Source organism: Paraclostridium dentum, assembly GCF_048568265.1.
In the GTDB taxonomy this organism is placed as follows: domain Bacteria; phylum Bacillota; class Clostridia; order Peptostreptococcales; family Peptostreptococcaceae; genus Paraclostridium; species Paraclostridium dentum.
In genome coordinates, this window is the sequence record NZ_CP183813.1 from 517,404 (window position 1) to 537,268 (window position 19,865).

Sequence of the window (19,865 nt, forward strand, 5' to 3'; positions counted from 1 at the left end):
GAGGTAATTTTTTATGGGGTCATCAAGTTTATGTATTAGTGTAAAGGAGATGGCATTAGAAGAAAGACCTAGAGAAAAAATGCTTACACAAGGAGAAAAAAGCTTATCTAATGCTGAATTATTAGCAATCATTTTGAGGACAGGAACTAAAAAACAAAGTGTTTTAGAATTAGCAAATTATATAATAAATAAAGATCGACAAGGAATAAGATGGTTAAAAGACATAACTATACAAGAGTTATGTGAAATTGATGGCATAGGGCTATCTAAAGCAGCGCAAATAAAAGCATCTTTAGAATTAGGTATAAGAATAGCGAGTGCAAAACCTACAAAATATAAAATCACAAACCCATGGGATATTTATAAATATTACATGGATAGTTTACGGTATTTAAATAAAGAGGTTTTTAAAACGATTCTTTTGAATACAAAAAACGAAATAATATGTGATATTGATGTTTCTATAGGGACTCTTAACATGTCAGTGGTTCATCCGAGAGAAGTGTTTAGAGAAGCTATAAAAAGAAGTAGTAATAAAATTATTCTTATGCATAACCATCCATCAGGAAGTATAGAACCATCTCGTGAAGATAAGAATGTAACGTCTAGATTAGTAAAATGTGGCGAATTAATAGGTATTGAAGTCATAGACCATATAATAATAGGTGATGGGCTTTATTACAGTTTTAAGGAAAATATGATAATTTGATGGATATATGTGAAAGGAGCTTGAAATTATGGCAAAGAAAGAAAAGAAAGAGAAAAAAGGATTCAAATCTTTATTTGGATTTAATAAAATGTCTAAGGACATGGGAATAGATTTAGGAACAGCAAATACATTAGTTTATATAAAAGGACAAGGTATCGTAGTTAGAGAACCATCTGTTGTAGCTATAAGAGATGACAGCAAATCTGTCTTAGCAGTAGGAGAAGAAGCTAAGAAAATGATAGGTAGAACACCTGGAAATATAGTAGCTATAAGACCTATGAAAGACGGAGTTATAGCAGATTTTGATGTTACTCAAGCGATGTTAAGTTACTTTATTAAAAAAGCAGCATCTAATAAAGGTGTAGTTAGCCCAAGAATAGCAATCTGTGTACCTTTCGGTGTAACAGAAGTAGAAAAAAGAGCTATAGAAGAAGCTGCTAGACAAGCAGGAGCAAGAGATGCATATCTTATAGAAGAGCCTATGGCAGCTGCAATAGGAGCTGGACTTAGAGTTGAAGAACCAGAAGGAAACATGGTCGTAGATATAGGTGGAGGTACTACAGAGATAGCTGTAATATCTTTAGGTGGTATAGTTACTGCTAAATCTATAAGAATAGGTGGAGACGAGTTTGACGAGTCTATAGTTAACTACGTTAAGAAAGAATACAACTTAATGATAGGTGAAAGAACTGCAGAAGATGTAAAAATACAAATCGGATCAACATTTAAAGATGACTCAGAAGAAACTATGCAAATAAGAGGTAGAGATTTAATATCTGGACTTCCTAAGACTGAGCACATATCATCATCTCAAGTTAGAGAAGCTTTAAAAGAGCCTATAACATCAATAGTAGATGCAATTAAATCAACTTTAGAAAAAACTCCACCAGAATTATCTTCAGATATAATGGAAAACGGAATAATGCTAACTGGAGGTGGAGCTTTACTTAGAGGGCTTGACAAGTTAGTAAAAGAGCAAACTGGAATGCCTGTCCATATAGCTGAAAATCCTTTAGACTGCGTTGCGTTAGGTACTGGAAAATCTGTAGAAGATCAAGAAATATTTGAAAAAGTATTAATGATGAATAACAGTAGAAGATAATTTAAAGTTGGTGATAGGGTGAAACTAAATAATAATAAGAAAAAAAATAATAGAAAATATAACGTTAAAGTGGTAGCAACTATAGGGGTTGCTATCACTTTAATTGGAATTGTAGGAATATCAATAGGCAGATATTCTAAAGGTGGAATCAAAGGAAGTGGCGTTGTATTAAGTTCGATATCAGCAATTGAGAGCAACTTAAACAAAGGGTTTAGTTTTATTAAAGACGGTACAAGTAACATATTTAAATTTAAAGAAAACGCAAATAAAGTTGATAAGTTAGAAAAAGAAAATGAAAAATTAAAACAAGAAATAATTAATTTAAAAGAAGAATCATCAAGTGCTCAATCTCTACAAAGTTTAAAAAAATCACTAAACTTTATAGATGAAAAATACAAAAAAAATATGATAAGTGCACAAGTAGTAGGTAAAAATGACGGAAATTGGTATAAGTCATTTGTAATAGGTGCAGGAAAGAATGACGGAGTTAAAAAAGATAGTGTTGTAGTTGGAGGAAATGGATTGGTCGGTGTTGTTTACGAAGTTTCTGATAACTATAGTAAAGCTATTTCTTTATTAGATACAAAATCATCAGTAAGCTTTCAATTACTAAAAGATCCTAAAAGCAAAGGTGTAATAAGTCAGGAAGCAAATGAAAACAAAAATTATAAAGCAGAAGGTTTATTAGAAGGTTATATGTTCTCAACTTCATATGATGTACTTCCAGGAGATGTTGTTGTGACATCTGGGCTAGGTCTATATCCACAATCAATACCTATTGGAACAGTGGAAAAAGTTATTGATGACAAGAACAAAGGTTTAAAAAATATAATAGTAAAACCATATGCTGACTTCAAAAACATTGATGATGTTGTAGTTATCGAACCAAGAAATATAAATTAGAAGGAGAAACTACAAATGAAAAGAATATTACTTTTTCTTATTGGTGTTTTGATAGTTATAGTAGAGGGCAGTATTACTAATTATGTTGATATACTTGGAGTTAGCGTAAACTTTCTTCTAATATATATTACTATAATATCATTGTACTTAGATGATATAGAAGCTGTTACAATAGCTGTTTTATTAGGGTTTGTAAAAGATATAGCTTTAGGCAGTATATTTGGGGTTAATGCTTTAATTTTAGCTATAATAGCATATGGAATAAGCAATTTAAACGATAAGATATATAAAAATAGCTATATAACTGTTTTTGCATTAGTTTTTATAACTAGTTTAATAGATTCTATTGTAAATATAGTTCTTTTAGGGACAGTATACCAAACTTATGATATTTTACATATCTTCATTAAAGGGATATGTACAGTACCACTTGTAAATAGTATAGGAAGCTTAATTTTTTATTATATTTTCAAGGGGTCAATCCTTAAATTGAAAAAAGATTAGTGGTGATTAAATGGATGAAAATAAAAGATTTGATAGGCTTGATATAATAAAGTATATAATTATTGTAGTTCTTTGTATTATACTTGCAAAAATTATATACATGACGACATTTAAGCATGAGCATTATAATGAATTAGCTAGTAATAAAACATATAAAGAAATTCCAATAAAAGCTCCGAGAGGAGAAATAAAAGATAGATATGGTCGTACATTAGCTTCTAACAGAAACTCTTTCACAATTCACATATCAAATGATGGAGTTAACAAAAAAGATAAAAGTGGAAAAACTAAAGCTAATGAAATTTCATTGGAACTAATCAATTTATTAGAAAAAAATAAAGAGGAATTTATAGATGAATTTCCTATATACGTAGAAAATGGAAAGTACTTCTATACATTTGATAAGAAAATAAGAGATTATAAATTGGAAAATGAAGTTCCATTGGAATTAAACGCTAAAGAGACTTTTTACTATATAGTTGATAAAGCTATAAAGGAAAATAAAATAGAATCATCTGTAAGAAATTTAGAACCAGCTGAAATTCAAAAAAAGTTAAACTCTGTAGGAATATATCCTCCAATTTTAGTTAAAGACTGGAAGTTTACGGAGCAAAGAAATAAAGAAGACTGGTTAAAAGCATACAAGATAGATAATATAAACATTAATGCAAAAAATGCATTCAAAGAAATTAGAAAATATTATGAAATACCTGGCAGCTTATCTAATACAGATGCTAGGAAAATTATGATTGTTAGAGATGCACTTAAATCTCAAGGGTTTGTTCAATATAAACCTGTAACAATAGCAAAAGATGTAAATGAAAAAACTATATCTGAAATAGAAGAAAGAGCTATAGAATTCCCGGGAGTATCGGTAGCGAAAGAACCAGTTAGGGAGTACCCTGAGAAGAGCCTAGCATCTCATACTCTAGGTACTATGGGTAAAATTTCAGAAGATGAACTTGCTAAAAAGCAAGAAGATGGAGACACAAGATATAGCAAAAGTGACATAGTAGGAAAAACAGGTATCGAAAGATACTATGAAGATAAGTTAAAAGGTGAAGATGGATACAAAAAGGTTGAGGTTGACTCTGTTGGTAGAGTTAGTAAAGAGTTAGACGTAAAAGAACCAAAATCTGGAGACACTGTATATCTTAGTATAGATAAAGATTTACAAAAGGTATCTGATGATTCATTAGAAAAAATAATAAAAGCAGCAAGAGCTGGTGGAACATTTACAAGTGTATTTGGAAACTATAGTACATCAGGAAAAACAGCTCCATATTTAGACTCTGGAGCAATGCTAGTAATTGATGTTAAAACTGGAGACATTTTAGCTTCATCTAGTTATCCTAATTACGATCCAAATTTATTCGCAACAGGAATATCATCTGAGGAATATGAAAAATTACAACCTAAGAATCCTAATGATGTTTTATCGGCGAATCCTTTAAATAACTTGGTTACAAATGGAGCATTCCAACCAGGATCTACATTTAAGATGGTAACAGGTATGGCAGCATTAGAAGGTGGTTTAAGTCCAACTTATGCTATAAATGACCCTGGGGTAATTTATCTTGGAAATAGACCATTTGCCGATTATGTATGGCATCACGGTAGATCAAACCATGGATATACAAATTTATATAAAGCTATACAAGAATCTTGTAACATTTATTTCTATACTGTAGGGACTGGATATAATTGGCAGTCAAAAGAAAAACTTGGCATAGATACAGGACCTGAGAAAATATTAGAATATGCAAAATTATTTGGATTAAATGATAATACTGGTCTTCAATCTGAAGTAGGAGAAAGTAAAGGACAAGTTCCAAATAAAGAAGATAAACTTAGAAACACAGAAAACTCTCTAAGAGTAGAATTAGACAAAAAAATGAGAGATGCTTTTACAGATATAACAAAAGCTAAAAATCCAGATGAGTACAATGAAAGAATTAATGAAATTGTAAGCTGGACTAAAGATAATCCTTCAAGAAATGAAATTATGAAGAGACTTGAAAAGCTTCATGTTAAAGAAGATAAAATAACAGAAATTACTGACTTTGCTAAATTTAACTACTTTAACTTTGGAAATTGGTCAGATGCAGATACATTCAACTTAGCTATAGGGCAAGGGGAAAATGCATATACTCCAGCGCAAATAGCTAGATACGTTGCAGCAATAGCTAATGGAGGAAACTTAGTAGAAGCTTCTGTAGTTGATAAAACTGTTTCTAGTGATTTTAAAGATGTTAAAGTAGATACGAATAAAGTTGAAAAAATACCTTTTAAAGATCCTAATAATTTAAAGGAATTAACTCAAGGTATGAAACAAGTTGCTAAAATAGGTGGAGGAAAAAGTGTATTTGCTAATTTCCCTATTGAGACAGCTGTAAAAACTGGTACAGCTGAAAGAAGTGGTAAGATACCTACAGAGAATGAATATGATTATTTAATTAGTCATATGGGATCATACGGGGTATCTAAAGATGAAGCTGTTAAAGAAGCAAATAAACTTTTAAAAGAAGCAAATGAAAAAGCTAAAGTAGAGTTTGAGAAAGAACAAAAAGCTGAAAAACAAAAAGAAGAAAAAGAAAGTAAGTCTTTATTTGGTAAAAAAGAAGAAAAGACAGATACAAAGACAGAAGCTGAATTTGTTCCAGATAATAGTGAGGCTACAAAAGCTAGATACTTAAGAAAAGCAATAAAAGAATTAAATCCTAAATTAACAGATGATCAAATAGATGCATATAAACAAGATTATCCATCATTTGCTTGGTCAGTAGGTTTTGCTCCAGCTAATGATCCTGAGATAGCTGTTGTAACAGTTTTACCTAAAGGTAATTCAAGTAGTCTTGCGCTACCTCCTATGAGAGAAGTTATGGGACAATATTTCGGATTAATAGATGAAAAGAAAAATAAAGAAGAAAAATCAAATAAAGAAGCAGAAGCTGCAAAAGAACAAGATGGTAATGCAATGAATTTTGCATCTCAGTTAAAAAAATAGAAGGATTTGAAAAAAAATTGGAGAATATATAAAGTGAGATATAGCTTTGGAGGTATAAAATGTCTTTTAAAGCAACAAATGAGGAATTAGTGGAATTTAAAGGAAATAAAAGAGGCATAGTTATCAATGTAAAAAGGAAGGCATCGTTTGAAGAAATTAGACAATGCATAATAGATAAAATAGAAACATCTATAGGTTTTTTCAATGGAGCTAAAATTTATTCTATAAATTATAATCATTTGAGTGATGTGGAATTACTTCGATTAAAGGAAGATATAACTTCAAGATTTGATATTGAGTTTATAGAAGATGAAATTAAAATACCATATGCTTATCATGATACTAAGTATGTAAATAATATGCGCTCTGGAGAAAATGTAGAGTTCGAAGGCGATGTGGTTGTAATGGGTGATATGAAACCAGGTTGTCAAGTTATAGCTACTGGAAGTGCTGTTGTAATGGGCAATATAAGCCCAGGAGCTAAAGTCATTGCATATGGAAATGTAGTTGTAATGGGTAAAGTTGAAGGATTTATACATGCAGGGTCAAAGGGTAATAAAAATGCTTATATAGTAGCTAATAATTTAAATCCTATGGTTTTAAAAATAGCAAACTATATAGCTGAAGCGCCTGAAGAAGAATATTCGCCACGTGATGATATAAATCCTGAAATAGCATTTACAAATAATGAAACAATAGTTATAGAAAATTATTTACCCAAAAAAATAAATAGATAGTTAATGTAGGAGGGGGTAGTATTATGAGTGAAGTTATAGTTATAACATCAGGAAAAGGTGGAGTTGGAAAAACTACAACAACTGCAAACTTAGGAACTGCTTTAAGTTTAGAAAATAAAAAGACGGTTGTAGTTGATGCTGATATAGGCCTTAGAAATTTAGATGTTGTAATGGGTCTTGAAAATAGAATAGTGTACGATATCGTTGATGTTGTTGAGGGGACTTGTAGATTAAAGCAAGCTCTTATAAAAGATAAGAGATTTGATAATTTATACTTACTTCCAGCAGCTCAAACTAGAGATAAAAATGCTCTATCTATAGAACAAATGAAAGATTTATGTGACAAGTTAAGAGAGTCATTTGATTTTATAATCATAGATTGTCCAGCGGGAATAGAACAAGGATTTAAAAATGCTATAGCTGGAGCAGATAGAGCTATAGTTGTAACTAACCCTGAAATATCTGCAGTTAGAGATGCAGATAGAATAATAGGACTTTTAGAAGCAAATGAAGTGAAAGACATACGCTTAGTTATAAATAGAATTAGAAATGAAATGGTTAAGCGTGGAGACATGATGGATAAACAAGATATAGTTGAAATTCTTGCTATAGACTTAATTGGGTTAGTTCCTGACGATGAAACTATAATAGTTTCTACTAACAAAGGTGAGCCTGCAATATTAGATTCAAGATCTAATGCAGGACAAGCATATAAAAATGTTGCAAAGAGAATCTTGGGAGAAGATATACCTCTTATGCAAGTAGAAGAAGAAACTAATATACTAACTAAAATTAAGAAGATGTTTGGAATGGCTAAGTAGTGAAGGGGGATAAATTCATGTTAGATTTATTTAAGATGTTTTCTAATGAATCTAAAACTAGTAAGAATGTAGCAAAAGAAAGGCTTAAACTAGTTTTAGTGCATGATAGAATAGACTGTTCTCCACAGCTTCTAGACCTTATTAAGTCAGATATACTTAAAGTTATTGCAAATTATGCTGAGATAGAAGAAGACGGATTAGAAATAAAAATGGCTAAATCTAGAAGTGATGAAGAAGATGGTCCTATATCAGCATTAGTTGCTAACATACCATTAAAGAATATAAAAGAACGAAGTAGATAGAAAAATGGGGGGAGCGTATTAGCAAACCCCTTTTTGCATTAACATAAATGATACTGCGTAGGTATTGTCACAAATAAGAAAGATGGTGATAACATGTTTGATTTTAGATCAATGTTTAAATTAATGAAAGAGCTTGATTGGAAGCTAATTGCGGTAGTTGTTTGCATATTTGGTTTTGGGCTTGTTATATTAAGTAGTGCAACTCATGCAACTACTACAGGAAATTATGCTCAGATAACTAAACAAGGAATAGCATTTTTACTTGGTATGGGGCTTATATTTGTAATATTATTATTTGACTATAACCTTTTAGGAAAATATTACAAAGCATTATATATAGTTAGTGTAATACTATTAGTATTAGTATGGATACCAGGAATAGGAAAGGCTAATGCAGGGGCTAGATCTTGGCTACATGTAGGGCCTTTAGATTTTCAAACATCAGAATTAGTTAAATTAACTTTTATACTAAGTTATGCAAAGATAGTTGAAGAAAAGAAAGGTAAATTAAAGACAATAAAAGATATAGTGCCTCTTGCATTATATGCTGCACCTATAATATTACTTTTACTTGTACAGCCAGACTTAGGAACGGCGATAGTATTTTGTTGTATAATAGGAGGTATGTTGTTTACTGCCGGACTTAATGATAAAATAATTAAAAGAGGTCTTATAGCAATAGTTATAGCTATGCCTCTTATGTATATGGTAATGGCGCCACATCAAAGAATAAGAATAGATGCTTTCTTACACCCAGAGAATGTTGCTTTACCTGGTAACTACCAAGTTATGCAGTCAATGATAGCTATAGGTTCAGGTGGAACTACAGGTAAAGGGCTATATGAAGGAACTCAAAATCAAAATGATTTCTTACCAGTTCAAGATAGTGACTTTATATTTGCTGTTATAGGTGAAGAATTAGGTCTTATTGGAATGTTTGTAATAATTTTACTATACGGATTATTCTTAATAAGGATGATTGTTATTGCAAAAGAAGCCAAGGATTTTTATGGAACCTTAATAGTTATTGGGGTAGCGAGCATGTTTGCTTATCAAGTTATACAGAATATAGGAATGACGGTTGCTGTAATACCTGTTACAGGAGTAACATTGCCATTTGTTAGTTATGGAGGAAGTTCTCTTATGACATCTTTAGCTAACTTAGGTCTTGTACTAAATGTAGGTATGAGAAGAAAGAAAATAAATTTCTAATATATTAGGGGTGACGTATGAATATAGCATTAATAGCACATGATGAAATGAAAAACACTATGGTTGGATTTTGTATAGGATATGAATCTATTTTATGTAATTATGGATTATATGCTACAGGAACTACAGGAAAAAGAATAGAAGATGAAACTAAGTTAAAGATAAAAAGATTAGCTTCAGGACCTCTTGGAGGAGATCAACAAATAGGGTCATTAGTAGTTTCTCAAGATATTGATTTAGTAATATTTTTAAGAGACCCAATGACAGCACAAGCTCATGAGCCAGATATACAAGCTTTAATTAGACTTTGTGATGTTTACCATGTACCTATTGCTACTAATCTTGCTTCAGCTGAAATATTTATTAAAGCATTAGATAGAGGGGAACTTTCTTGGAGAGAAGTTAGAAAGACAAATACTCAGCGTATGTAAATATATAAATAAAAAAGCTATCTCAGTTGAGATAGCTTTTTTATTTATATATTTATTTAATTGCTTCAGCGAACTTAACACCGAAATCAAAACATTCTTGTAAAGTTTCATCACTTGGGAAGAATTTCTTCTTAAGTGTTTCAACAGGCATCTTGAATCCCATATTTTTAACAAGTAGCTCAGCCATAGTTATACCTTCACCACTCCATCCATAAGATCCGAATACTCCAGCAAATTTACCTTGGTTAGCCATAGGATCTATTAGAGAGAAAGCATCCCACATAGGTTTAACCATAGTTCTATTTATTGTTGGAGAACCAAATAATATACCTTTAGACATTACCATAACATCATGAAGTTCTGCTAAATCCATATTTTCTATATCGTATAAAGTAGCATCTTCACCTGTTGATTTTATACCTTCGTATATTTTTTCAGCCATTACTTTTGTATTAGTATAAGCTGATAAGTATAATACAGCTACTTGGTCTTGATTAGTTGTATTAACAGTTTCAGTTGACCATTCTACATATCTTTTAACTTGAGCCATAGGGTCTTTACTTAATATAGGACCATGAGAAGTTAATATAGTATCAAAATCTAATCCTAACTCAACAACCTTATTTACAGCTTTTAAAACATGCTTAGAGAATGGTTTAACTATACAATCAAAGTAGTGTTTAGCTGATTTTAAGTAATCTTCACTATCTATTACATCTGGATCTACGCTTGCAAAGTGGCATCCAAAAGCATCACAAGTAAGTAATGTTTTATCTTCTTCTATATAAGTAAACATTGTGTCTGCCCAGTGTAAGAATGGTGCAGATATGAATTTTAAAGTTCTTTTACCTATGTTTAAAGTTTCCCCATCTTTTATAACATGACACTTAAATGGTCTGTTAACTTGTTCAGCTAAGTACATTTTAGCTGCATTTGTACATATAACTTCTACATCTGGATTTATATCAAGTATATATTTTAAACTACCAGCATGATCTGGCTCAGTATGATGTATAACAACATAATCTAATTCTTCTATTTTTGTTAAAGATGATAATTTTTCGATAAACTCACCTTTAAAGTTTGGTTTTACAGTATCAAATAACACTTTTTTTTCATCGTCTATAAAATAAGCATTATAAGTTGTCCCAAATTCAGTCTCCATTATGATGTCAAAGATTTTTAAGTCTTTATCTATAACACCAGTCCAATAAATATCTTTTTTAATTTCAAAAGCTTCCTTCATAAAAAATTCCTCCTAAACCGTGATTAATAAAATACGTAATTATATTTAAAATATACCCATTAATAAAACTTTAAAACATATTGTATACAAAAAACTTGAAAAATTCTCAAAACTTTTGCACTCAATACTATATTAACAAAAAATAGTAAAGTTTTGTATATAATAAACTACAAATTGCAAATATATAAGTAATTATATTTTGATACATCTTAGTATATCGTGTATAATAATATTTATGTTTATATACTGAAATAAACTTACGGAGGATTTTTATGAATAAAAAAGTAGACTTGAAGAGGATTCTTAAAAAGGTTGAAAAACCTGCTAGATATTTAGGAAATGAAGTAAATTCGATACATAAAGATACAACAAATGAAAATCTTATAAGATATGCTCATTGTTTCCCTGATCTTTATGAAGTAGGAATGAGCCATTTAGGTAGTCATATATTATATGACGTTATAAATAGAGATGAAGATGTATTTTGTGAAAGAGTATATGCTCCAAGTGTAGATATGGAAGAAAAAATGCGCGAAAATAATATTCCTTTATTTGCACTAGAGTCAAGAGAAGCTATAACTAATTTTGACTTTTTAGCTTTTACACTTCAATATGAATTATCATATACTAATATTTTAAATATGATGGATTTAGCAAAAGTTGAAATACTTGCTAAAGATAGAAAGCTAGATGATCCATTTATATTAGTTGGAGGACCTTGTGCTTATAATCCAGAACCTATGGCAGATTTTGTTGATATAGTTGTTTTAGGAGAAGGGGAAGAAGTTAACTTAGAAATAGTTAATAGATATAAAGAATGGAAGAAAAATAAGACTACTAGAGATGAGTTCTTATTAGATATAGCTAACATAGAGGGTGTATATATACCTAAATTCTATGATGTATCTTACAATGAAGATAACACTATAAAAGAAGTTAAAGCTAATAGAGAGGGAGTACCACAAAACCCTCATAAAAGAATAATTAAAGATATGGATTTAGTAGAGTATCCAGAAAAACTTATAGTACCATTTATAGATACTGTACATGATAGAATAGTTTTAGAATTATTTAGAGGATGTACAAGAGGATGTAGATTCTGTCAGGCGGGTATGATATATAGACCTATAAGAGAAAAGAGCTTAGACAGATTAAAAGAAATTTTAGAAAAATTAGTTAAGAATACTGGATATGATGAAATATCATTATCTTCATTGAGTACAAGTGATTACAGCAATTTATCAGAACTTACAGATTACTTAGTAGAAGAATATGCGTCTAAAAATATAGGAATATCTTTACCTTCTCTTAGATTAGATAATTTCTCTATGGAAATAGCTGAGAAGATACAACAAGTAAGAAAATCAGGACTTACTTTTGCTCCAGAAGCTGGAACTCAAAGAATGAGAGACGTTATAAATAAAGGGGTAACAGAAGAAGACCTAGAGAATGCTACAAGAAAAGCATTTGAAATGGGATGGAATAGTGTAAAATTATACTTTATGATAGGACTTCCAACTGAAACATATGATGATTTAGATGGAATAGCAAATCTTGCTTATAAAGTTATAGATATATACAGAGACGTTAATGGTGGTAAATTAAGAAGAGCATTTGGAGTAACTGTTAGTACTTCAACATTTGTTCCTAAGCCTTTTACACCATTCCAATGGCATGGACAAGATACTACAGAGCAAGTTAGAGAAAAGCAAAGACATTTAGTTAAAAAATTAAAAAATGGAAATATAAAATACAACTATCATGATTCAAAAACTAGTTTAATGGAAGCAGTTATTGCTAGAGGAGATAGAAAACTAGGTAAGGTTATATACGATGCGTATAAAGCTGGTGCTAAGTTTGATGGATGGGCTGAACACTTTAAGCTAGAAATATGGGAAGAAGCAATGAAAAATAATAATCTTGAAATAGCTTTCTATGCAAATAGAGAAAGAGATTATGAAGAAGTATTCCCTTGGGATCATTTAGATGTTGGGGTTAATAAAAAGTTCTTAATTAGAGAAAATGAGCAATCAAAGCAAGAAAAAGTAACAGTTGATTGTAGACATAAATGTAATGGATGTGGAATAAACACTCATACTATAGGAAAGGGGATGTGCTAATTATGAGTAAAATAATAAGATGTAAATTTAAAAAAGAAAATGACATGATATATATATCTCACCTTGATTTACAAAGATTATTACAAAGAGCTTTTAGAAGAGCTGAAATACAATTATCATATTCTCAAGGATTTAACCCACACCCTAAGATGAGTTATGGACATGCACTAGCACTTGGTACAGAAAGTCAAGGGGAGTACTTAGACGTTGAAATAGAAGAAGATTTAACTGCTACTGAGTTTATGGAAAAAATAAACACTGCTATGTCGGATGGTATAAAATTTATAAATGCAAAGGAAATAACTAAAGAAGTTCCATCGTTAGCATCTACTATAGAATATGGTGAATATATGTTTACGATAGAAGTAGATAAAGAACTATCTAAAGCGTTTATAAAAACTAAAGTAGCAGAATTAATGAATAAAGAAGAAATTATAATAAGTAAGAAAAATAAAAAAGGAAAAACTGTAGAAGTTAATATCAGACCTATGATAAAGAACTTTGATGTTATAGATGTTGAAGATAGAGTTATAACTTTAGAATCAACTATGGCTACAGGATCTAAGGCAAATTTAAATACTAATATATTTATACCTAAAATGTTAGAAGTATTTGAACTAGATATTGATCCATTAGATGTAGATATATTAAGAAGAGAATTATATATAGTTAAAGATGGAGAGTTAGTAACTCCAATGTAGAAAAGAGGTGGATATCCACCTCTTTTCTGATATCGAGAGTGGGTGCTCGATTGTGGTATGTGTGTTTACTTCACACGACGTGTTTTGCACGTAAAGTGTTACATAAACACACATAGCACAATCTTCGCATTTTGATAGTAAATGTGTTTCCTTCACACGACGTGCTTTCCACGTAAAGTCTTACGTCAATACATATAGCACAATCTTCGCATTTTATTAAAATGGATATAAGAAAAGATTGTGGATATTGGATGAAGGTGAATTAAGGAAAGGATAGGAAGTGAGCTTTTGAAAAATATTGTTATAGAGTCATTGGTTAATTCTCAAAAGGTAGCTGTTTTAGAAGATGGAAAGTTAAGTGAACTTTTTATAGAGAGTAATTCAAGTAAAAATGTTTCTAATATTTATAGAGGTGTTGTAAAAAAGGCATTGAAGGGTATAGAAGCTTATTTTGTTGATATTGGAAGTGATAAGCTTGCATATTTAAGCATGAAGAAAAATGAAGAGGTCAAATGTGGACAAGATATTTTGGTTCAAGTAAATAAAGAAGCTATAGGGACAAAAGGTGCAAAACTTAATACTGAAATAAGTTTTGCAGGAAGATACTTAGTTTATATACCGTCAAATGATAGGCTTACTATATCAAATAAAATAAAATTAGAAAAAGAGAGATTTAGATTAAAAAAGATAGTTCAAGGCGTTGATGAAGAGTTTACAGGGATTATAAGAACTGAAGCGGTCGGATGTTCAAAAGAGGAAATTGAACAAGATATATTTGATTTAAAAGAAAAATACAACAGAGTTTTAAAAGAATACAAGTTAGGCATAGGGCCTAAACTTTTATACAAGGATCTTGATTTTGCATCTAAGTATGTAAAAGATAATGTAAATGACAGTGTTTTAAAAATTATTGTGAATAATAATGATAAGTACGAAGAACTAAAAAACATACTAGGACATATAGATAAGAATTATAAAGATAAATTATTATTAGAAAACAATAAGGATGTATTTGACCTACATTCAGTACAATCTCAGATAGATAAATGCTTAAATAGAAAAGTGTGGCTGAAAAGTGGTGGATATTTAATAATAGATAAGACTGAAGCTTTGACAGTAATAGATGTTAACACAGGAAAATTTACTGGGAATTCCAATTTAGAAGAAACAATATATCAAACTAACTTAGAAGCAGCTATAGAAATTTCTAAACTTCTAAGGGTTAGAGATATAGCAGGAATAATTATTGTAGATTTTATAGATATGCAAAAAAATGAATACAAAAAAAATCTATTAGAAGTTTTAAGCAAAGAAACGGATAAAGATAGAAGAAAAACAAATGTTATGGGGATGACAAAACTTGGATTAGTTGAAATTGCTAGAAGAAGAGAAAAAGATTCCATAGATAATTACTATCTTAGCCAATGTTTTGTATGTAAAACTGGAGAAAGTATAAAGTCGATTAATAGAATTTTAGACGAAATAGAAAAGGAAGTAATGAGAATAAAAGAACATACTTCGTATAGACAAGTTAAAATAGAATTAAATCCTTATGTTTCAGATGAAATAGATAAAAATTATAAAGATAAAATTGATAATATAAGCAATAAATACAATGTAAAAATAAATATAGATAAAAAAGCTGAAATTCAGCATGAAAATATGAATATTATTTTTAATAGTTAGTTGACAGTTTATATAAATTATAGTATTATTTATAAATGTAGTGCCGCTCAATAAAGGTTTGGAAATCTCTTATGAGTACCTTGTATTGGCGAGTTTGAGACCGAGGAGGTGTATTTATGTACGCTATAGTTAAAACTGGAGGAAAGCAATACAAAGTTGCTGAAGGTGATGTAATCTTCGTAGAGAAGTTAAACGCTAACGAAGGTGATGTAGTTACTTTAAACGAAGTATTAGCTTGTTCTAAAGATGGAAACTTAGTAGTTGGAGCTCCAACTGTTGATGGTGCATCTGTAACTGCTAAAGTTGTAGAGCAAGGTAAAGCTAAGAAAGTTATAGTTTTCAAATATAAAGCTAAAAAAGACTACAGAAGAAAGAACGGACATCGTCAAGCTTACACTAAGTTAGTAGTTGAAAAAATAAACGCTTAATTGTAATTGCCATGATAAAAGTTAAATATTATCAAAACGACGATTTCATGCTTAAAGGTTTTTGTCTTAATGGACATGCTGACTATGCAGAACTTGGTTCTGATATTGTATGTGCTGCGGTTACATCCAATGCATTATCAGTTATAAATTCTTTAAGTAAATTGCAGAAAATTGAATTTGATAAAGTTATAGGCCAAGAAGGTCACATTGAATGCATTGTTAAAGATGAATATCTAGACAAAGCTCAATTGTTGCTGCAACATTTTCAATTAGCTATTAGTGAAATTAAAAGGGAATACCCAAAAAATATAAAAATTCTAAAAAAGTAGGAGGTGACTCCAGAATGTTAAAAATGAACTTACAATTACTTGCATCTAAAAAAGGGGTAGGATCTTCTAAGAACGGTAGAGATTCTGTTTCTAAAAGATTAGGTGTTAAGAGATTCGATGGACAAGTTGTAACTGCTGGAAGTATAATAGTTAGACAAAGAGGAACTAAGATACATCCAGGAACTAACGTAGGTAAAGGTGGAGATGACACTTTATTCGCATTAGTTGACGGTGCTGTTAAATTCGAAAGAAAAGACAAGAAAAGAAAAAAAGTAAGTGTATACCCAGTTGCTGAGTAATACGCTAAAAAAAGGAGTGTTCATACACTCCTTTTTTAAATATAATGATTAAAATAGCTCGGAGAGAATTTATATTATAGATTGTGGCAAATATAAATAAAAAAGCTTTAAAAAAGAAGGTGAATTAATATGTTTATAGATAAGGCTAGGATATTTGTAAAAGCTGGAAACGGTGGTAACGGATCAGTATCTTTTAGAAAAGAAAAATACGTTCCAGCAGGAGGACCAGACGGAGGAGACGGAGGTCGTGGAGCTAGTATAATATTTAAAGTTGATTCAGGATTAAGAACATTAATGGATTTTAAATATCAAACTAAGTATTCTGCACAAGCTGGTGGAGATGGAACTAAAAAAAGACAAGCTGGTAAAAACGGTGAAGATTTAGTTTTATTAGTCCCTCCAGGAACAATAATAAGAGACGAAGCAACAGGTCTTATAATAGCTGACTTAAAAGAAGAAGGCGATGAAGCAGTAGTTGCAAAAGGTGGAAGAGGTGGAAGAGGAAATCAACACTTCGCCAATGCAATAAGACAGGCTCCTGCATTTGCTAAATCAGGAACTGATGGAGAAGAAAAGTGGATAATATTAGAGTTAAAAATGATAGCTGATGTTGGTTTATTAGGATTCCCAAATGTAGGTAAATCAACATTTTTATCAGTAGTAACTAAAGCTAAGCCAAAAATAGCTAACTATCATTTCACAACTTTAACACCAAATTTAGGAGTTGTACAAACTAAGTTTGGCGAAAGTTTTGTACTTGCTGATATACCAGGACTTATAGAAGGTGCTGCAGAAGGTATAGGATTAGGTCATGATTTCTTAAGACACGTTGAAAGAACTAAGGCATTAATCCATATAGTTGATATATCAGGAATAGAAGGCAGAGATGCTTTAGAAGATTTTGATAAAATAAATGATGAGTTAAAGTTATATAATGAAAAGTTATCTACTAGACCTCAAGTTGTTGTTGCTAACAAAATAGACATAATGGAAGATGAAAGTAACTTTGAAAACTTTAAGAATGAATTAGAGTCAAGAGGATATAAAGTATTTAAAATGTCTGCAGCAACAAGACAAGGAATTGATGATGTTATAGCTTACGTTGCTCAATTATTAAATGAAGTTGAAGACGTTGAGTTAGTAACTGAAGAAGAAATGTATAGACCAGAATTAGTTCAAGAAACTGAAGATGGACTAGAAGTTGAAATAGAAGATGGAGTATATGTTGTTACAGGTAAAGCTTTAAGAAGAATAATGTACTCTGTTAACTTTGAAGATATGGAATCTGTTCAGTTCTTCCAAAAATCTATGGAATCTCAAGGTGTATTTGATAAACTAAGAGAAATGGGCATAGAAGATGGAGATACTGTTAAGATATACGATATAGAATTCGAATTCTATAATTAAAATTAATTAAAGACGTAAAGAGGTGGACACATGTTAAAAGGTAAGCAAAGAGCATACTTAAGATCTGTTGCTAACACTTTAAAACCTATAACTCAAATAGGTAAAGAAGGAGTTACAGAAAGCTTTTTAGATCAATTAGAAGATATGTTAAAAGCTAGAGAAATAGTTAAAGTTTCTATATTAGAAAATGCTGGATTAGATGCTAAAGAAACTGCAAATGCTATATGCGAAGCTATAAGAGCAGAATTTGTTCAAGCTATAGGATTTAAGTTTACTATATATAAAAGAAATGAAGAAGATCCAAAGATAATATTCCCAGGACACGAGCAAGCAAAAGCTAAAAAAGTTGATAATACAGTGTCTAAAAAAGGAAGACCAACTAAAAAATCTAGAAGATAATTTATGAGATACCCAATTTAACTGGGTATCTTTTTTTATAAATTTTAAAATTCAAAAAAGTAGAAAAAATGATTGAAATGTGTTAATATATCATAAATAATGGGTAACTGCTATATTATAATTTAAAACTAGATATAAGAAATTAAGAAATTTATTTAAAATACATTATTTTTTAAGGAGAAAAGAGATGAGAGTTGTAATTATTGGTGGAGTAGCAGCTGGAATGAGTGCTGCTGCAAAATTAAAAAGAATGAAACCTGATTATGAAGTAGTTGTATATGAAAAAACAGATGTTGTATCATTTGGAGCATGTGGGCTTCCATATTTTGTTGGCGGTTTTTTCGATGATCCTCAAAATATGATAGCAAGAGCGCCTGAAAAGTTTGTTGAAAGTGGAATAGATTTAAAAATATTCCATGAAGTAACTTCAATTGATACTGATTCAAAAAAATTGAAAGTTCAAGATGTAAAAAATGGAGAAATATTTGAAGATTCATATGATAAATTAATGATAGCAACAGGGGCTAGCAGCATAATACCTCCTATAAAAAATGTTAAACTTGAAAATGTGTCAACATTAAAGAGTTTAGATGATGGTATAAAAGTTAAAGAACTAATGAATAGAGATGAAATAAAAAAAGTTGCTATAATTGGTGCAGGATTTATAGGTCTTGAAGCAGTTGAAGCAGCTAAAAAATTAGGGAAAGAAGTAGTGGTATTCCAACTAGAAGATAGAATTTTACCTCAAGTATTTGACAAAGAACTTACTGATATATTAGAAGAAGAAATTAAAAATCATAATGTTGATTTAAGATTACAGGAAATAGTTAGCGAGTTAGTTGGAGAAGAAAAAGTTAAAAAGGTTATAACAAATAAAGGTGAATATGATGCAGATTTAGTTATAATAGCAACTGGAGTAAGACCGAACACAGCATTTTTAAAAGATAGTAAAGTTAATATGCTACCAAATGGGGCAATTATTGTTGATGAGTTTGGAAAAACTTCAGTAGAAGACATATATGCAGCGGGTGACTGTGCAACTATAAAAAATATAGTAACAGGACAAGATTCATATGTTCCACTTGCAACAGGTGCTAATAAATTAGGAAGAATAGTTGGAGAAAATTTAGCTGGAGCTAATAATAGTTTCCAAGGGTCTTTAGGATCTAGTTGTATAAAAATTATGGATATGGAAGCTGCATGTACAGGATTAACAGAAGTACAAGCGGAAAAGTTAGGAATAAAGGTTAAATCTAAGTTTATATCAGATTTTAACCAAACTAATTATTATCCAGGAAGAAATAAAATGTATGTAAAGCTTGTATATGATGCTGATACAAAAGTTATATTAGGAGGACAAGTTGCCGGATATAAAGATGCTGTTCAAAGATGTAATGTGATAGCTGCATCTATATTTGGGAAATTAACAACTAGTCAATTAGGTATGCTAGATTTATGTTATGCACCACCATTTGCAAGAACATGGGATATACTTAATGTAGCAGGTAATGTATCTAAATAA

At 30.4% G+C, this 19,865-nt stretch carries 20 protein-coding genes; 19 read left to right on the forward strand and 1 reads right to left on the reverse strand.

What is annotated here, in order from left to right; all coding sequences use genetic code 11:
* The first annotated feature begins 49 nt into the window (after nucleotides 1-49).
* The 10 genes from radC (at nucleotide 50) to mgsA (ending at nucleotide 9,728) form a co-directional block, all read left to right on the forward strand.
* Entirely contained in the window at nucleotides 50-709 is a 660-nt protein-coding gene (gene radC, locus ACN6I1_RS02250) for a RadC family protein (RefSeq protein ID WP_025161248.1), read from the forward strand.
* A gap of 28 nt (nucleotides 710-737) precedes the next feature.
* A complete protein-coding gene (locus ACN6I1_RS02255; protein ID WP_025161249.1) occupies nucleotides 738-1,811 on the forward strand; it encodes a rod shape-determining protein in 1,074 nt (357 codons plus the stop codon).
* A gap of 18 nt (nucleotides 1,812-1,829) precedes the next feature.
* A complete protein-coding gene (gene mreC / locus ACN6I1_RS02260; protein WP_419742582.1) occupies nucleotides 1,830-2,714 on the forward strand; it encodes a rod shape-determining protein MreC in 885 nt (294 codons plus the stop codon).
* 15 nt (nucleotides 2,715-2,729) lie between these two features.
* Nucleotides 2,730-3,218, forward strand: coding sequence for a rod shape-determining protein MreD (mreD, locus tag ACN6I1_RS02265; RefSeq protein WP_419742583.1), 489 nt, complete (start codon nucleotides 2,730-2,732; stop codon nucleotides 3,216-3,218).
* Nucleotides 3,219-3,228: 10 nt separating this feature from the next.
* Entirely contained in the window at nucleotides 3,229-6,225 is a 2,997-nt protein-coding gene (locus ACN6I1_RS02270; protein ID WP_419742584.1) for a penicillin-binding transpeptidase domain-containing protein, read from the forward strand.
* A gap of 59 nt (nucleotides 6,226-6,284) precedes the next feature.
* Nucleotides 6,285-6,962 carry a septum site-determining protein MinC gene (gene minC, locus ACN6I1_RS02275; RefSeq protein ID WP_021432045.1) on the forward strand — a complete coding sequence of 226 codons (678 nt, stop codon included), beginning with the start codon at nucleotides 6,285-6,287 and terminating at the stop codon, nucleotides 6,960-6,962.
* A gap of 23 nt (nucleotides 6,963-6,985) precedes the next feature.
* Nucleotides 6,986-7,783 carry a septum site-determining protein MinD gene (gene minD / locus ACN6I1_RS02280; protein ID WP_021432046.1) on the forward strand — a complete coding sequence of 266 codons (798 nt, stop codon included), beginning with the start codon at nucleotides 6,986-6,988 and terminating at the stop codon, nucleotides 7,781-7,783.
* Between the two features lie 17 nt (nucleotides 7,784-7,800).
* The gene (gene minE / locus ACN6I1_RS02285; protein WP_021428631.1) at nucleotides 7,801-8,085 is read left to right on the forward strand and encodes a cell division topological specificity factor MinE; all 285 of its coding nucleotides are present in this window, start codon (nucleotides 7,801-7,803) and stop codon (nucleotides 8,083-8,085) included.
* A gap of 93 nt (nucleotides 8,086-8,178) precedes the next feature.
* A complete protein-coding gene (gene rodA / locus ACN6I1_RS02290; protein WP_419742585.1) occupies nucleotides 8,179-9,297 on the forward strand; it encodes a rod shape-determining protein RodA in 1,119 nt (372 codons plus the stop codon).
* 17 nt (nucleotides 9,298-9,314) lie between these two features.
* Entirely contained in the window at nucleotides 9,315-9,728 is a 414-nt protein-coding gene (gene mgsA, locus ACN6I1_RS02295) for a methylglyoxal synthase (protein ID WP_025161253.1), read from the forward strand.
* Between the two features lie 52 nt (nucleotides 9,729-9,780).
* Here the strand turns inward: mgsA and ACN6I1_RS02300 are convergent, their stop codons facing one another.
* Nucleotides 9,781-10,974, reverse strand: coding sequence for an FprA family A-type flavoprotein (locus ACN6I1_RS02300; protein WP_025162087.1), 1,194 nt, complete (start codon nucleotides 10,972-10,974; stop codon nucleotides 9,781-9,783).
* Nucleotides 10,975-11,246: 272 nt separating this feature from the next.
* Between ACN6I1_RS02300 and ACN6I1_RS02305 the strand changes: the two genes are divergently transcribed.
* From ACN6I1_RS02305 to ACN6I1_RS02345, 9 genes are all read left to right on the forward strand, one after another.
* Nucleotides 11,247-13,094 (forward strand): TIGR03960 family B12-binding radical SAM protein, encoded by a 1,848-nt coding sequence (locus ACN6I1_RS02305; protein WP_021428656.1) that lies wholly within the window; start codon nucleotides 11,247-11,249, stop codon nucleotides 13,092-13,094.
* Nucleotides 13,095-13,096: 2 nt separating this feature from the next.
* Nucleotides 13,097-13,795, forward strand: coding sequence for a TIGR03936 family radical SAM-associated protein (locus ACN6I1_RS02310; RefSeq protein WP_419742586.1), 699 nt, complete (start codon nucleotides 13,097-13,099; stop codon nucleotides 13,793-13,795).
* Nucleotides 13,796-14,083: 288 nt separating this feature from the next.
* The gene (locus ACN6I1_RS02315) at nucleotides 14,084-15,481 is read left to right on the forward strand and encodes an Rne/Rng family ribonuclease (RefSeq protein WP_419742587.1); all 1,398 of its coding nucleotides are present in this window, start codon (nucleotides 14,084-14,086) and stop codon (nucleotides 15,479-15,481) included.
* A 116-nt stretch (nucleotides 15,482-15,597) separates the two neighbouring features.
* On the forward strand, nucleotides 15,598-15,909 hold the full coding sequence (rplU, locus tag ACN6I1_RS02320) for a 50S ribosomal protein L21 (protein WP_021428602.1): 312 nt from the start codon (nucleotides 15,598-15,600) through the stop codon (nucleotides 15,907-15,909).
* Nucleotides 15,910-15,920: 11 nt separating this feature from the next.
* Nucleotides 15,921-16,238 (forward strand): ribosomal-processing cysteine protease Prp, encoded by a 318-nt coding sequence (locus ACN6I1_RS02325; protein ID WP_025162085.1) that lies wholly within the window; start codon nucleotides 15,921-15,923, stop codon nucleotides 16,236-16,238.
* A gap of 14 nt (nucleotides 16,239-16,252) precedes the next feature.
* On the forward strand, nucleotides 16,253-16,537 hold the full coding sequence (gene rpmA / locus ACN6I1_RS02330; RefSeq protein WP_021428632.1) for a 50S ribosomal protein L27: 285 nt from the start codon (nucleotides 16,253-16,255) through the stop codon (nucleotides 16,535-16,537).
* A 129-nt stretch (nucleotides 16,538-16,666) separates the two neighbouring features.
* Nucleotides 16,667-17,944 (forward strand): GTPase ObgE, encoded by a 1,278-nt coding sequence (gene obgE, locus ACN6I1_RS02335; RefSeq protein ID WP_419742588.1) that lies wholly within the window; start codon nucleotides 16,667-16,669, stop codon nucleotides 17,942-17,944.
* Nucleotides 17,945-17,974: 30 nt separating this feature from the next.
* Nucleotides 17,975-18,343, forward strand: a complete 369-nt coding sequence (locus tag ACN6I1_RS02340; protein WP_021428595.1) for a YhbY family RNA-binding protein — start codon at nucleotides 17,975-17,977, stop codon at nucleotides 18,341-18,343.
* A gap of 187 nt (nucleotides 18,344-18,530) precedes the next feature.
* The gene (locus tag ACN6I1_RS02345) at nucleotides 18,531-19,865 is read left to right on the forward strand and encodes a CoA-disulfide reductase (RefSeq protein ID WP_021432055.1); all 1,335 of its coding nucleotides are present in this window, start codon (nucleotides 18,531-18,533) and stop codon (nucleotides 19,863-19,865) included.

Coding starts and splice junctions, on each gene's coding strand:
- minE (WP_021428631.1), top strand. CDS start 7,801: ATGTTAGATTTATTTAAGATGTTTTCTAATGAATCTAAAACTAGTAAG.
- rodA (WP_419742585.1), top strand. CDS start 8,179: ATGTTTGATTTTAGATCAATGTTTAAATTAATGAAAGAGCTTGATTGG.
- mreD (WP_419742583.1), top strand. CDS start 2,730: ATGAAAAGAATATTACTTTTTCTTATTGGTGTTTTGATAGTTATAGTA.
- ACN6I1_RS02340 (WP_021428595.1), top strand. CDS start 17,975: ATGTTAAAAGGTAAGCAAAGAGCATACTTAAGATCTGTTGCTAACACT.
- ACN6I1_RS02270 (WP_419742584.1), top strand. CDS start 3,229: ATGGATGAAAATAAAAGATTTGATAGGCTTGATATAATAAAGTATATA.
- rpmA (WP_021428632.1), top strand. CDS start 16,253: ATGTTAAAAATGAACTTACAATTACTTGCATCTAAAAAAGGGGTAGGA.
- ACN6I1_RS02255 (WP_025161249.1), top strand. CDS start 738: ATGGCAAAGAAAGAAAAGAAAGAGAAAAAAGGATTCAAATCTTTATTT.
- radC (WP_025161248.1), top strand. CDS start 50: ATGGCATTAGAAGAAAGACCTAGAGAAAAAATGCTTACACAAGGAGAA.
- mgsA (WP_025161253.1), top strand. CDS start 9,315: ATGAATATAGCATTAATAGCACATGATGAAATGAAAAACACTATGGTT.
- ACN6I1_RS02300 (WP_025162087.1), bottom strand. CDS start 10,974: ATGAAGGAAGCTTTTGAAATTAAAAAAGATATTTATTGGACTGGTGTT.
- minD (WP_021432046.1), top strand. CDS start 6,986: ATGAGTGAAGTTATAGTTATAACATCAGGAAAAGGTGGAGTTGGAAAA.
- ACN6I1_RS02345 (WP_021432055.1), top strand. CDS start 18,531: ATGAGAGTTGTAATTATTGGTGGAGTAGCAGCTGGAATGAGTGCTGCT.
- ACN6I1_RS02305 (WP_021428656.1), top strand. CDS start 11,247: ATGAATAAAAAAGTAGACTTGAAGAGGATTCTTAAAAAGGTTGAAAAA.
- ACN6I1_RS02310 (WP_419742586.1), top strand. CDS start 13,097: ATGAGTAAAATAATAAGATGTAAATTTAAAAAAGAAAATGACATGATA.
- ACN6I1_RS02325 (WP_025162085.1), top strand. CDS start 15,921: ATGATAAAAGTTAAATATTATCAAAACGACGATTTCATGCTTAAAGGT.
- minC (WP_021432045.1), top strand. CDS start 6,285: ATGTCTTTTAAAGCAACAAATGAGGAATTAGTGGAATTTAAAGGAAAT.
- obgE (WP_419742588.1), top strand. CDS start 16,667: ATGTTTATAGATAAGGCTAGGATATTTGTAAAAGCTGGAAACGGTGGT.
- rplU (WP_021428602.1), top strand. CDS start 15,598: ATGTACGCTATAGTTAAAACTGGAGGAAAGCAATACAAAGTTGCTGAA.